We start from the raw sequence: 12,579 nt of genomic DNA, 5'->3' as shown, positions 1-12,579 counted from the left end.
GAGCGCGGCGATTTCAACCGCCGGGGGCTGAATGGCGGATGAATATCGATCGCCAGCAGATCGCGACGAGCTCCAAGGCGAGCGCGCGCTCCGTGAGGCGGATCACAGCCGCGTGGCCCTGCGTGGCGAGACCGGTGTGAGGCGACGTCATTGACAAGTCCTTAAGCAAATTACCGCAAGTCTAAGCGCATGACGCGCGGAGTTCGTTTGTATCTCGTCGGCTCCATCGTCCTTGTTTCGCTTGCGGGGTGTGGTCGTGGATTTTTCCAGGAGCGCGAACCGTGGCGGACCGAGGCCGAGATCGCCTGCCTGAAATCGGGGGCGGTGAAGGAGAGCGCCGAGATCGTGCGCATCGACCCGATCTCCGGGCCCGGAATGTGCGGCGCGGACTTTCCGCTCAAGGTGTCCGCGCTCGGCGAGGGTATGGGCTCCTACGGCTTCGCCGATGAGGACCTGCATCCGCCGGCACCGATCGGCAACCAGCCGCGCTGGCCGATCAACCAGCCACCGCCACCGCGCACCTCGCCGGCATCGGCCTATCCGCAATCCCAGCCTTATCCGCGCAGCGCCTATCCGCCGCAAACCTATCCCGATGCGCGCAGTGGCGGCTATGCCGCGCCTTCGGGTGCGCCGCTGTCGCTCAATGCGCCAAGTCTTAATTCATCAAGCCTTGATTCATCAAGCGCGCAGCCGGGCGAGGATGACCTCAGCCTGCCGCCGGAAGGCGCGCCGGGCACTGGCTATCCCGCGCAGGGATACCCGCAGCAGGCCAATCCGCAGCGGCCTTATCAGCAGCAGACCTATACACCTCCGCCGCTCGGACCGGCGCGCGGTGATCCGATCGCGGCCGTCGGTCCGGTCGCGGTGAAGCCGGCGGCAACCTTGGCCTGTCCGATCGTGTCCGCGCTCGATCGCTGGCTTGCCGAAGCCGTGCAGCCGGCGGCGATGCGCTGGTTCGGCAATCGCGTCGTCGAGATCAAGCAGATCTCGGCCTATTCCTGCCGCGGCATGAATGGCAATCCGAGTGCACACATTTCCGAGCACGCCTTCGGCAACGCCCTCGACATCGCCGCCTTCACGCTCGCCGACGGCCGCCGCATCACCGTCAAGGAGGGCTGGCATGGCCTGCCTGAGGAGCAGGGTTTTCTGCGCGACATCCAGGGCGCGGCCTGCCGGACATTCAACACCGTGCTGGCCCCAGGATCCAACGTCTATCACTACGATCACATTCACGTCGACCTGATGCGCCGCGCCCGGCGTCCGGTGATCTGCGAGCCGGCCGCGGTGTCCGGCGAGGTGGTCGCCCAGCGCGCGCAGCAGCGCCGCTATGGCTACGGGGTGCGTGAGCCGGATGTCACAAGCTCGATTTCGAGCCGCAAGGAAGCGCGCGGCAGGCGCGGCAAGATCGACGAGGACGACATCGAGGACGAGTGACGCAAGCCGGGTCACTTGGTCATCTTCGCCTTGCTTCTTGCCCCTTTTCGCACTCCTGCGGTGATGGGCTACCGAGTGTGGACCATCGCAATCGGCCGGCCGCTCGCATCATCCACACTATCCACCGTCGCGGCACGGCGGTCATTGGCGCTGCCGCTGCGCTATCTTCTTGTTCTCAGGCCCTTGTCTGGGCCGCACTGCGCCGTGGTTGACGCTGCGTTTACCAGTCTGCCGCTCAGCCATTGGCCGACGCTAGACCTGCCACACTCGGCAGGAACAACGCGCGCGGGGTTCGGGTTGCCGCACGCATTTTGCCGTCGGCTCGGGAGAGGGTTCACATGTCCGCGTATCGCATCAAGAAGCTCGGCGCGCATGTCGTGGTGGGCACCGAGGACGAGCCGGTCTTGATCTGCGCCAATCTCGATGTCGCACGCCGCGCGGTGGCGGACGCCGAATGCGCGCCGACGATTCCAACCTGGCAACTGCTCTCGGAGCGCGCGGCGCGGATCGGGGAGGAAGCCGATGCCGCGGCGCTGGCCGCCGATATGGCTGCGATGATCCGCGATCCGGCTGCGCAGGATCGTAGTGACGACGATCTCGCGTGATATGATCGGCGGACGCAACACGCCGCGCGAGGAGAATGCATATGGAGCGCCTGACGATCACGATCGATGACGATTTGCTCGGTGAGGTCGATGCCTTCATCGCGCAGCGCGGCTATGCCAACCGCTCGGAAGCGTTTCGCGACCTGGTGCGCTCGGGCCTCGAGCAGGCGAATAGCGAGACGGTTACGGGCCGCAACTGCATCGCCACGTTGAGCTATGTCTATGATCACGCCGCGCGCGACCTGCCGAAGCGGCTGACGCAAGAGGCGCACGAGCATAGCGATCTCGCCCAGGCCACGCTCCACGTGCATATCGATCACGGGAGCTGCCTCGAGGTCACCGTGCTGAAGGGCGCGCGCACCGCGGTGAAGGCGTTTTCCGATCACGTCATCGCCGAGCGCGGCGTGCGCCACGGACAGCTCGTGATGATGCCGATCGAGCTGCCGCATGGGCATGCGCCTGGTCATGGTCACGCGCATTCCACTACCGCGACCGGCAGCAAGAAGGGATCACGCGGCTGATCGAGTTGCACGCCCTTCCCGGTCCTGCCGGCAATGCCGCCCGTTACCGCATGGGTCGTGCTGACCGGGTACTCGGCGAAGCCCGCGAAGCGATCATGGAACCGAAGCCGTACTGCTTTGTAGTTAGAGACAGAGAAAGGGCGTTGGTGCCTGCGTGCGATGCCGCAAGACGAGGAATATCGTTTCTCAAGGCTTGCAAGGGAGACGTCGACCCAGGTCGGTCGTCCCTGGGCATTCGCATTGGCTGCCGGGTTCGTGCTGCTCTGGCTCGTCTCTGGCCCGATCTTCCGCTTTTCCGATACCTGGCAGCTGGTGATGAACACCGTCAGCAGCATCGTCACTTTCCTGATGGTGTTTCTTATCCAGAACGCTCAGAACCGGGACAGTACAGCGCTGCAGCTGAAGCTCGATGAGCTGATCAAGGCGACCAATTCGCGAAAGGACGTGATCGGGATCGAGGACAAGCCGCAGCCTGAGCTGGACTCGAAGAAGGAGCGTGAGAGCAGTAGCGGATGATGCAACGCAGGGCACGTCTTGCGAACGATGGATTTGCAATTCTAGCGCGCTTTCCCTATGTGGATTGTGCGTGGCGCGGGAAGCGATGAGCTCGGGCCTGTACTCACTAGGCTGCCGACCGATTGATGTTCGCCTAACCTCAACAACGGTCGTTCGACTGCTCCAAAACGAGGTAAGGAAACAGTCATTCCGCGCCCGTCAACGCGTCGCGAATGGCGACCCGCTCGCCGCCCGGCTTTTTGACATAGAGGTGCTGTTCCAGCACATTCCGCATGTTCTCGAAAATTGCATAGAGATCATCGCAATAGACCGACGGGTTGTCGTAACCGTTGGTCTTCGAAAAGCGATGCGGAAGGTAGCCGCCGCCGCAGGTGTTCATGAACTTGCATCTTTGACATTTGGCGGCGAGGTTGATCGAGGCGTCGCGCGCGGCTTTCCAGCGCGGCTCGCTACGGACCTCATCGAGCGAGTGGTCGAAAATGTTGAATGTCGTCCGCGTGAAGCCGTCACCCGCGATCCTGAGCACGTCATGCGCCTCAACCGAGCCGTCGGTCATCACGGTGCACAGCTCGATTGGATTGTAGCCGACACCCTCGGTCGGTGAGTTGTTGCCGAGAAGCGCGGTGACCATGTCGGTGATGATGCGAATGTTCACGGCCGGCCGGCTGCGGTTTGCCTCGAACCAGAGGTCGAACAGACCGTTGTAGAAGCTGGCGATCGCGGGCGGCTTCTCGTCGACGGTCGCGTCCGGGATCATGATGTCGTAATGGGTGATACCGCAATCGGCGAAGAAGTCGACATAATCACGCGGCGGGTAAGCCGGATTGCAGACGGCCAGCGCACTGACGTGCACGTCGCGCGACACCAGCAAGCGCGCCGCGCGCGCCACAGCTTCATGGGTGCCGCCACCTTGAAACGTCTTTCGGTGCAGGTCGTGGATATGCGCGGGACCGTCGAGGCTGATCGCCACCGAAATACGGTGCGCCTCGAAACAGTCCAACCACCGATCGTCGATCAGGACGCCATTGGTCGTGACGGCGATCGGGATGATACAGCCCGTTCGTGCGGTGATGGCGGCGCAGGCTTCGGCAAAATGGTTGAAGTTGTCGACGCCCCAGAGTAGCGGCTCGCCACCATGCAGGACGATAGGCAAATCAGGCAGACGATAATCGGAAACGTGTTCTTCAATGCGCGACAACAGCTGGTGCAGCACCTCGGCGCTCATCAGCTTTGGCTTGTCGTAGACTGCGGCGTCGCGAAACCAGTAGCAGTAGGAGCAGTCGATATTGCAGCGCGTGGCAACTTTGACCAACAGCTGCGCGATCGGTTGGCTTACGAAGTCGACAGCCTCTGGCGCGTCAGCCGACATGCGGGACACCGAACCAAGATGCAGGGCCTCAACAATCAGCTAATAACCGCGGGCAAACCCTCGGCGGAATCCACCATACGGCGCGGCAGCACCTCGACGAAAAGCGCCATGATAAGGCGCGCCGCGAACGAAACCGCGCCTGAAATAGGCCTCCGTCACCAGCGGCTCGTCCGACAGGAAGTCTTCGGAAGCGGCCATGCCCGAGGAGTCTTGATCGGACAAGCTGCTCTTGTTCGAGCTCTGATCGCGCATGTCGGGCAGCAACGCGTCGATACCCGGATGATCGCTCTGAATTGTTGCCCCTGGCCCATGCAATTGGAGCAGGCCGGCAAAAATCTTCAGCGTCAGAATAGACATCGCTCTATTCCTTCTTCTCGCGGAGGATAGCCCAATACGAATACAATGGCTTGATCGGGTCGGCAATGCGATGACCGCGGAATAACGCCCGATTGGGTTAGTGTTACTGACATGCTGTCGGGTCGGGGTGCTCCGAATGGCCATGCGGTCGGTCGCGCCGGGTTCAATCGGCAACGCAAAGCCGCTTCGTGGCTTGGCATTGACGATTGCACCGGAATGACGGTGAAAGAGGCTGCTCAGCTCTTCACTGACGCGGTAGGATCATTCACTCCGGAGAGGGGAGCGGCAGAGGTGCCGCGGCCTTCCTGGTCTGGATCGCGATGTTGCTCCTGACTTCGCGCACGATCGGCAGGGTCAGCAGTCGTTCGACCAGAAATCGTTGGTATCGCTCGAGATCGGCGACGACGACTTCGAGCAGATAGTCGGCCTCGCCGGATATCAAGTGACAGGCAAGGACCTCAGGCATCGCACAGACCGCGTCTTCGAACGTCAGAGCACGATCGTTCGCATGCGCCTCTATCTTGACTGCAAGAAAGACAGAAAAGCCGAGCCCGACACGGTCACGGCTGAGTACGGCGCGATAACCCTCGATGACGCCATCGCGCTCCAGGCGCTTCACGCGACGAAGACAGGGGGAAGGCGACAAGCCGACCCGGTCGGCAAGTTCGACATTGCTCAGCCGGGCGTCCGCCTGAAGCTCGGCAACGATGCGCCGGTCAATGGCATCAAGTTGGATTTTTGGCATGTCCAAAACGTTCTGAGGAGCAATTGGGTGATTTGTTGCGTCTGTGGCTCGCAGGATAGCAGAATTCGCAAGGACATGCCTGCCGGTCTGGTGCGAAGCTGCAGACCCGACGAACAACACCGGGGATTGGACATGACCGATACTGCCGCACTGCGGGCGCTCCTCATCGTCATCGAGCAATATTTCGAGATGATGTTCGACTCTGACGTTGCTCGGTTTGACCACGTTTTCGCGCCAACGGCCCAACTGCACGGCTTGCGCGATGAGGAACTCCGCATCCTCACCGCAGCCGACTATCGCGACCTTTTGGCTACGAACCCGTCCCCGAAGTCCAAAGGAGCGCCGCGCCAGCAGGAAATCCTGCTCGTGGACTTTGCGTCGCCGTCGCAGGCTGTTGTGAAGGTGCGCGTTCGGATCGAAGCGATCGTGTATGTCGATCACCTCTGCTTTCATCTGATCGACGGCAAATGGCTGGTGACCGCCAAGTCGTTTCATGTCGAGCATCGTTTTGAGGGGACGACGGTCTGACCGGCGCCGTGTCCGCCTACGACGCAGGGCTATTGCGTATGGCTCTTCTGGCCAAGCTCCGTGGCCTCATGGTTCGAGACGCGTCGCAAGAAAAGCGCGGTTCGGCCTCGACACGATCATTTCCGGTTAGGCTCGATAGGCGGACGTCTTCGGCGTCGACCGAAGTCTCAAGCGGGCCCGGTGCGGAAGCGCTACATTTGAGCAACAACACTTTCACGCTTCGGTTCGGGAAACGGATCATATGAACGGGGTTGGGGCAGTATGACTGTCGGATTACATTGCTTGCGCCGGCAGAAGTTTGAGAGTTGAATTTCAGCGGTGATGCGCCACTACCGGAAGTCGTTTTTTTTCGGGCCCGCTTAAGCTTTTGCAGGATAACGCGATGAAGAGACGCGCCTCGGCTTAAGGCACGCGTGACTGCTTCATGCGGAGCTGAACATGGGAGGGAGCGCCGGTCGGTCCACCCAACTGATCCAGAGTGGCGAAACGCGCATCCTGATGCGCACCCTCCTGCACTGTCGATGACCAGCAAGAAGGGAGGAGAGCCATGAGCACTTGGCTTAGTGAGCGTGAACAGCGTCTCGTCGCGGGCGCCGAGGCGGCATCAGCCGCAACGCCGATTCCGACTCAGATCGTTTCCAACGGCGAGTATCTTCCGCCCCCGCAGAGCGCTACGCAGAAGAAGGTAGAGGCGCGGATCAACGAGCTTGCCGACGTGAACGGCAAGTACCTCGGCTTGAGCCGCCGGCAGTTCCTGCACACGAGCTGCGGCATGGCTGCGGCGTTTCTCGCAATGAACGATATCTACGGTAACGTCTTCCAGGTCGCGCCCGCCGAGGCCCACGAGCCCGAGCTGATGCGGGTGCGCGCGGAAAGCCTCGCAGACCAGTTCATCTTCGATGTCCAGACCCATTTCGTGCGCGACGACTTCAATCACCCGGAGCTCCTGGACTTGGGCAAATTCGCAGGCGAACACTGGAATCCGAAGATGAAGGAAGAGGGCGTCTCCTCGCTCGCCCGCTATAAATTCCAGAACTACGTGAAAGAGGTCTATTACGACAGCGACACCAACATGGCCCTCTTGAGCGGCGCGCCGTTCGACGACCCGAGCTGGTGGCTTCTGTCCAACGAGCAGATCGTCAAGGCGCGGGAGCTGATCAACGACTTCGCCGGCTCGCGCCGCCTGTTGGCGCACAGCGTCATCACTCCCAAGCAGCCCGGCTGGATGGACGAGGTCGACAAGGCAATTGCGGTTTACAAGCCGGATTCATGGAAATCCTACACGATCGGTGACCCGCTCGCGCCCTCGAAGTACCCATGGCGGCTCGACGACGAGCAGGTGATGTATCCCTTCTACGAGAAAGCGGTGAAGGCCGGCATCAACACTCTTTGTATTCACAAGGGGCTGCTGCCGCCCGATTACGAGAAGTCGTTCGCCGGCGTGTGGGAATACGCAACGGCGTGGGACATCGGAAAGGCCGCGAAGGATTGGCCGCAGATGAACTTCGTGATTTATCACTCGGCGCTGCGACCGTTCCTGGAACTGCCGGACAAGGCGTGGGCGGAGTTCGAGCAGACCGGCCGCATTCAGTGGGCTTCGGATCTCGCGGAGATCCCGCAGAAGTTCGGCGTCACCAATGTCTATGCCGAGCTCGGCACGTCATTTGCCAACTCCGCCGTCGCACATCCGAAGTTCTGCGCCGCGCTGGTTGGCACGTTGATCAAGGGGATGGGGGTCGACCACGTGATGTGGGGCACCGACTCGGTCTGGTACGGCTCACCGCAGTGGCAGATCGAAGCGCTGCGCCGGCTCGAAATCCCGGAGGACATGCAGAAGAAGTACGGCTTTACGCCGCTGGGCGACGCCAACAGTGTCACCAAGCAGCTGATCTTCGCGGGCAACGCTACCAAGTTCTACAAGATCAAGCTGAGGGCAGCCGAAAACACCAGGATGCCGGCGTTTTCCGAGGATCGCCTCGCAGCGCTCAAGCATGAGTATGCGCAAGCGGCGCAGCAGCCCTCGAACCTGCGCTACGGCTACGTTCGCGCTGCTTGAGCGCGGCCGGCTGCGCTGGCGGCGCGCGCAAGCTCCGCCGGCGCGGCCAGCGCGGCTGCAAGGTCGAAGACCGATCGACGATCCGATGTCCGCTGTGGGTCTTGGCTGTGTAAGAACGGACGTTCTCACACAGCCAGGGTCAGTTCCGGACTTCCTGAGGGGACGCTGTGTCTTCGTGTCACCTGTTCCCTGGAGGCGTCAGGTGACTTAAAATGTCACTGCCCGTGAAGCGGGATGTGCCGAAAATCACCGTCCGGGCAAACGGGCAGCATTGGTGCTATCGGCAGGCGAGCTCTCTTAGAGACCGATCTTTCTAGGTTTCGCACCACCGTTCACCACGAACTTCGTGCGCTGCTTATGCAGCGGCTCGTTCGGTAACGTCGGGAGAAAGCGATGAGCAAACTCGATCGAAGGTCTGCACTGGGAATCGGGTTGGCAGCGGCTTCGGCTGCCATGATCAAGCCAGCCGCCGCTCAAGCCACGGGCTACAAGGATACGACGCCTTGGCCAGGTGTCGTGGTGCGTGAATATGAAGGCGAGACACCATCGCTGATCCCAGGCTTTAAGACCGTTTCAATGCGCGACGTCATCATGCAGCCGGGGTCGAAGACCATGGGGCCGCCGATGATGAATGCCATGGTCTGCCATGTCACCGAAGGGGAGCTTCGGCTTGAGCAGGAGGGAAAGACCTTTACGGGCAAGAAGAATTTTGTCTGGACCTGCAACAAGGAAACGAAAGAGCAGGCGTACAACGACGGGAATGTGGTCGCGATTATGCGGATCACGGACCTGAAGGCTTAAGGCTCGTTTCATCGCAAGAGGTCGATTGTAGGAGCAGATGGCGCTGGCGACGACGCGCCATCCGTGCGCAGGACCCGCTTCGGGTCAAAATGCGAAACACTCGACCAGAGCAATTCCGGGCCGCTGACCACCCGGGAGCAAACGTCCAAGCGGCGGGTCGCCACTTCTCTAATGGGCCAACAACCGGCGCTAGGCTGATGGGCATCCCCGCTGATCCGTCGTACAATCGCATCAAAGTTGGATTGCGGAGATGGTGCAAGAGCGGCCAGTCCGGGTCGAGCGCAGGTTGGCAGCAATACTGGCTGCCGACGTCGCGGGCTATTCGCGCCTCATGCATAGGGACGAAGAGGCTACACACGCCAAGGTAACCGCGCTCCTAACGGAAGCTGTCCATCCGGCTGTCGCCGAGCATGGCGGCCGAATCGTGAAGACCACCGGAGACGGGTTCTTGGCGGAGTTTCCGAGCACAGTCGAAGCAGTTCGGGCAGCTGTTCAGTTCCAGACCCGTATCAAGGAGCTTACGATTGGCGAGGCTGAAGACAGTCGCATTTCTTTCCGGGTGGGCGTCAATATCGGTGACGTGATTGTCGAGCCCCACGACATCTTTGGGAACGGAGTTAACGTTGCGGCCAGACTGGAGGGCATTGGAGAACCCGGCGGCATCTGCATCTCGTCCGCTGCGTACGATCAAGTCCAGGGCAAAGTAGGGTTTGAGTTCGCCGACCTGGGCGAGCAGAACCTCAAGAACATTGCCCGCCCCGTCCGAGCCTATGCGGTGGCCTGGGATGGACGTGATCAGGCAACAAAGATTGACGCTATCAAGCCGGAGCGGCCTTCACCTCCTCGTCTTTCCATCGTTGTACTGCCGTTCGCCAATCTCAGCGGCGATCCCGAGCAAGACTATTTCGTTGATGGCGTGACGGAGAACCTCACCATGGACCTGTCACGGATAAACGGATCCTTTGTTATCGCTCGCAACACGGCGTTCACGTTCAAGGGCAAGGCTATGGACGTGCAGAAGCTCGGCAGGGAATTGAATGTCCGCTATGTCCTTGAGGGTTCGGTACAACGCGGGGGCAATCGGATACGAGTTAGTGCGCAGCTTATCTGCGTTGAAACCGGCAACCATCTTTGGGCCGAGCGTTTCGACAAGCTCATCACTGATCTATTCGATATGCAGGACGAAATCGTTTCTAGCCTCGCCAATGCGCTAAATGCTCAGCTCATTGAGGCTGAGGCACGGCGCGCGGAGCATTCACTGAAACCGGATGCGATCGACCTAGTGTTCCAGGGGACCAGCTGCTGGAACAAGGGAATAACTGCCGAAAATATGGCGCAGGCGAGAGGCTTTTTCGAGCGCGCTTTGATGCTCGATCCCGGAAATACGGAAGCGTTGGTCGGTATAGCGGCTCTCGATACCTTAAGCGCTGCATTTTTTTTAGTCGATGACCGTGACTCGCGCCTCGCGGCGGCTGAAGTAACATTGACCAAGGTCCTATCTATGTGTCCGCAGCACGCCCGGGCGCACTTGTATTTGGGTGCCGTGCAGAACTTAACGAAGCGCGCGGCTCAAGCCGTTTGGGAATGCGAGCGAGCGCTGGCCCTGGATCGAAACTTGGCAGACGCCCATGCTTTCATCGGTGCGGCCATGTTCTTTATCGGTCGAAGTGAGGAAACCGAGGCTCATATCCAGCAAGCGTTTCGGCTCTCTCCTCGCGACCCTGGTGCCTTTCGGTGGATGCTGCACAATGCCATTGCCAAGCAGATTCTCTGCGAGGACGCCGAAGCGGTTGCATGGCTACGCGGGTGCCTCGAAGCCAACCGAAATTATCCAATTGCGCATTTCATGCTCGCCGGCGCACTTGGGCTGCTCGGCTCATTGGAGGAGGCGCGGGCTGCGGTACGGGCGGGGCTTGCGCTCGATCCAACTTTCACTCTTCGCCGCATGCGAGTGCGAGGCAGAATGAGCGACGATCCGGCCTTCCGCGCGGGAAGCAAGCGCCTCATGGAAGGGATGCGGATGGCCGGGGTACCGGAGGAATGATGGGTCAATAGCGCACATCGGCCCACGGCGATGTCCGCTGAACTCGTCGTATTGCCCTCCGTTTTATGTTGCCTGGAATGTCTGGTGTGGGTCTTGGCTGTGTGAAAACGCGACGGCGCTCAAGATTGGGAGAAGAACGTTTCCTTTGCCGCCGCTTCTGAGATTGCGGAGAGCATATTGAGCTTCAGTACCGCGGGATGTGAGAAGTAGGTTCTCCTCGCTTGGCCAATTTCCGTGTTTTCACACAGCCAGCGTCAGAAGCGGTCTTTTCGCAGATCACCGCGCCGCGTCAGGTCCATCCCTTGAGACAGGACATTCGCGGCGTCCGCGCGATCTTCGGCTATGGGCCAAAGGAGCTGTCATCCGAAAAGCGCCTGTCAGCAGCAGGCGGCAGCGCATAGCGTTAGGTTAGCCGGATGCATCGGAGGCTAAAGTCGGAGTTCTCTTAAAATACCATACCATGCGGATAAGCCCGCAACGGCGCCGGCTACAACAAGTGGCCAAAGTGTCCGGCTGTTGATCGGCTTGAAAACGTGATTCCCGAGCCAGCCGAGCGCTGCTCCATATCACGCAAAGAGCACAGCAAACTCTATCTTCAGCTTGTGTGCAGCCCACATGAATATGCCAGCCGGAATTGCGCTGAAATATGCGATGATTGTGAATTGAATTACTGATAGCAAAGGGGCAGAGAGCAGGGAGCCAACAGTAATACCATGCGGCCCGAGTAGAGCTAAGAAGATTTCCCGAACGAAGAGAACAAGTACTGCGGCTACACAACCAGCAAACCAAGCTTTGACGCCGCCGTAGATTGCTATTCCTTGGGCTGTCATGACCCTCACCTATCTCAGCTTTGAATAAACCGAATTCTGCGTAAAAATCTCCAGAAGCGCGAAGCTCTAAGGTATCACAATTGAAGCGGCCAAATGCGTTTAGCAATTGGTTAGACGTGCGCCAAAACACGAAGTTTCACAGCGCTCTCAATGACATCACCCCTGTCCAGTCCCGCTGCGAAAAATATTCCTGTTTCGATTTTTCGGAAATCGTGCTTATCTGCCCGCATCCCGCCTCGCAGGAGGGGCGTTTCGCGACCGTCACGGACGTGGAGGCGGGGAGCGGTGGGCCGCAGCACATCGCAGCGTGCGAGCATGATCCGGAAAAGTGCCTAGCGGTTTTCCGAAAAGATCATGCTCACCAATGCGCGCGGACGAACGATGTGATGCGGACGGTGAAGCCGTGTGGTCCTGGCATCCCGGTGCTGATGCCAAGTTCGCGCATGCTTTGACCAGCACGCGAGCGACGGGGGCAAACAAGCCGGTCCCCGGGGAGAGCGCGGAGTAAGCCGCCAAACCATCGCGCAGGGAAGGCCGGTTGTTCGGCTCGTACCTGTGGTAACTGCCGCCTGCTTTCTTTTCTGCAGGCGGGCCATGGGTGCGGCCTTCCCTGCGCCCTTCTCTGTTAGTTGAGGGCGTCTCTGCTGGCAATGACTCGGACGTAGTTGCGTCGCGAGATCGCGGGCGTCTGTTCTGTGGAGCTGAAGATGATGATGCCGCGCCCTCTGGCGTCATCGTCCGCGAAGGCGGACGATCCAGTACGCCGCGGCCCC

Annotated in this window: 13 protein-coding genes and 1 pseudogene; 8 read left to right on the top strand and 6 right to left on the bottom strand. The window is 60.3% G+C overall.

The window, feature by feature from the left end:
- Positions 1 to 13: 13 nt before the first annotated feature.
- Positions 14 to 151, bottom strand: coding sequence for a hypothetical protein (locus P6U24_RS29680; RefSeq protein ID WP_407155975.1), 138 nt, complete (start codon positions 149 to 151; stop codon positions 14 to 16).
- Positions 152 to 189: 38 nt separating this feature from the next.
- Here P6U24_RS29680 and P6U24_RS29675 point away from each other — a divergent pair, with 38 nt between their 5' ends.
- The 4 genes from P6U24_RS29675 to P6U24_RS29660 all read left to right on the top strand — a co-directional run bounded on the left by P6U24_RS29675 (position 190) and on the right by P6U24_RS29660 (position 3,076).
- Positions 190 to 1,434, top strand: a complete 1,245-nt coding sequence (locus P6U24_RS29675; RefSeq protein WP_407155974.1) for an extensin family protein — start codon at positions 190 to 192, stop codon at positions 1,432 to 1,434.
- A 338-nt stretch (positions 1,435 to 1,772) separates the two neighbouring features.
- A complete protein-coding gene (locus P6U24_RS29670) occupies positions 1,773 to 2,039 on the top strand; it encodes a hypothetical protein (RefSeq protein ID WP_407155973.1) in 267 nt (88 codons plus the stop codon).
- Between the two features lie 41 nt (positions 2,040 to 2,080).
- Positions 2,081 to 2,560 (top strand): nickel-responsive transcriptional regulator NikR, encoded by a 480-nt coding sequence (gene nikR / locus P6U24_RS29665; RefSeq protein WP_407155972.1) that lies wholly within the window; start codon positions 2,081 to 2,083, stop codon positions 2,558 to 2,560.
- Positions 2,561 to 2,719: 159 nt separating this feature from the next.
- Entirely contained in the window at positions 2,720 to 3,076 is a 357-nt protein-coding gene (locus P6U24_RS29660; protein WP_407155971.1) for a low affinity iron permease family protein, read from the top strand.
- A gap of 184 nt (positions 3,077 to 3,260) precedes the next feature.
- On the opposite strand, the gene P6U24_RS29655 is transcribed toward P6U24_RS29660, so the two are convergent.
- From P6U24_RS29655 to P6U24_RS29640, 4 genes and pseudogenes are all read right to left on the bottom strand, one after another.
- Positions 3,261 to 4,445: a radical SAM protein gene (locus P6U24_RS29655; RefSeq protein ID WP_407155970.1), complete on the bottom strand. Its 1,185-nt coding sequence runs from the start codon at positions 4,443 to 4,445 to the stop codon at positions 3,261 to 3,263.
- A gap of 39 nt (positions 4,446 to 4,484) precedes the next feature.
- Positions 4,485 to 4,802 (bottom strand): hypothetical protein, encoded by a 318-nt coding sequence (locus P6U24_RS29650; protein WP_407155969.1) that lies wholly within the window; start codon positions 4,800 to 4,802, stop codon positions 4,485 to 4,487.
- 265 nt (positions 4,803 to 5,067) lie between these two features.
- Complete coding sequence (locus P6U24_RS29645) at positions 5,068 to 5,268, bottom strand: Lrp/AsnC ligand binding domain-containing protein (RefSeq protein WP_407160640.1); 201 nt, start codon at positions 5,266 to 5,268, stop codon at positions 5,068 to 5,070.
- 180 nt (positions 5,269 to 5,448) lie between these two features.
- A pseudogene (locus P6U24_RS29640) lies at positions 5,449 to 5,547 on the bottom strand (AsnC family transcriptional regulator); the annotation flags it as partial.
- 75 nt (positions 5,548 to 5,622) lie between these two features.
- Between P6U24_RS29640 and P6U24_RS29635 the strand changes: the two are divergent.
- From P6U24_RS29635 to P6U24_RS29620, 4 genes are all read left to right on the top strand, one after another.
- Positions 5,623 to 6,075, top strand: a complete 453-nt coding sequence (locus P6U24_RS29635) for a nuclear transport factor 2 family protein (protein ID WP_407155968.1) — start codon at positions 5,623 to 5,625, stop codon at positions 6,073 to 6,075.
- Between the two features lie 547 nt (positions 6,076 to 6,622).
- Complete coding sequence (locus P6U24_RS29630; protein ID WP_407155967.1) at positions 6,623 to 8,131, top strand: amidohydrolase family protein; 1,509 nt, start codon at positions 6,623 to 6,625, stop codon at positions 8,129 to 8,131.
- Positions 8,132 to 8,524: 393 nt separating this feature from the next.
- Complete coding sequence (locus P6U24_RS29625) at positions 8,525 to 8,932, top strand: hypothetical protein (RefSeq protein ID WP_407155966.1); 408 nt, start codon at positions 8,525 to 8,527, stop codon at positions 8,930 to 8,932.
- Between the two features lie 250 nt (positions 8,933 to 9,182).
- Complete coding sequence (locus tag P6U24_RS29620; RefSeq protein WP_407155965.1) at positions 9,183 to 10,976, top strand: adenylate/guanylate cyclase domain-containing protein; 1,794 nt, start codon at positions 9,183 to 9,185, stop codon at positions 10,974 to 10,976.
- Between the two features lie 566 nt (positions 10,977 to 11,542).
- On the opposite strand, the gene P6U24_RS29615 is transcribed toward P6U24_RS29620, so the two are convergent.
- Positions 11,543 to 11,806 (bottom strand): hypothetical protein, encoded by a 264-nt coding sequence (locus tag P6U24_RS29615; RefSeq protein WP_407155964.1) that lies wholly within the window; start codon positions 11,804 to 11,806, stop codon positions 11,543 to 11,545.
- Positions 11,807 to 12,579 lie beyond the last annotated feature (773 nt).

It is taken from the genome of Bradyrhizobium sp. STM 3557, from assembly GCF_045571465.1.
Lineage (GTDB): Bacteria > Pseudomonadota > Alphaproteobacteria > Rhizobiales > Xanthobacteraceae > Bradyrhizobium.
This window is presented reverse-complemented; position numbering and strand designations above follow the sequence as displayed.

Bases quoted from the DNA above. Each gene is read 5' to 3' on its own strand.
- P6U24_RS29680 (WP_407155975.1), bottom strand. From the start codon at position 151: ATGACGTCGCCTCACACCGGTCTCGCCACGCAGGGCCACGCGGCTGTG.
- P6U24_RS29675 (WP_407155974.1), top strand. From the start codon at position 190: ATGACGCGCGGAGTTCGTTTGTATCTCGTCGGCTCCATCGTCCTTGTT.
- P6U24_RS29670 (WP_407155973.1), top strand. From the start codon at position 1,773: ATGTCCGCGTATCGCATCAAGAAGCTCGGCGCGCATGTCGTGGTGGGC.
- nikR (WP_407155972.1), top strand. From the start codon at position 2,081: ATGGAGCGCCTGACGATCACGATCGATGACGATTTGCTCGGTGAGGTC.
- P6U24_RS29660 (WP_407155971.1), top strand. From the start codon at position 2,720: ATGCCGCAAGACGAGGAATATCGTTTCTCAAGGCTTGCAAGGGAGACG.
- P6U24_RS29655 (WP_407155970.1), bottom strand. From the start codon at position 4,445: ATGTCGGCTGACGCGCCAGAGGCTGTCGACTTCGTAAGCCAACCGATC.
- P6U24_RS29650 (WP_407155969.1), bottom strand. From the start codon at position 4,802: ATGTCTATTCTGACGCTGAAGATTTTTGCCGGCCTGCTCCAATTGCAT.
- P6U24_RS29645 (WP_407160640.1), bottom strand. From the start codon at position 5,268: ATGCCTGAGGTCCTTGCCTGTCACTTGATATCCGGCGAGGCCGACTAT.
- P6U24_RS29635 (WP_407155968.1), top strand. From the start codon at position 5,623: ATGCCTGCCGGTCTGGTGCGAAGCTGCAGACCCGACGAACAACACCGG.
- P6U24_RS29630 (WP_407155967.1), top strand. From the start codon at position 6,623: ATGAGCACTTGGCTTAGTGAGCGTGAACAGCGTCTCGTCGCGGGCGCC.
- P6U24_RS29625 (WP_407155966.1), top strand. From the start codon at position 8,525: ATGAGCAAACTCGATCGAAGGTCTGCACTGGGAATCGGGTTGGCAGCG.
- P6U24_RS29620 (WP_407155965.1), top strand. From the start codon at position 9,183: ATGGTGCAAGAGCGGCCAGTCCGGGTCGAGCGCAGGTTGGCAGCAATA.
- P6U24_RS29615 (WP_407155964.1), bottom strand. From the start codon at position 11,806: ATGACAGCCCAAGGAATAGCAATCTACGGCGGCGTCAAAGCTTGGTTT.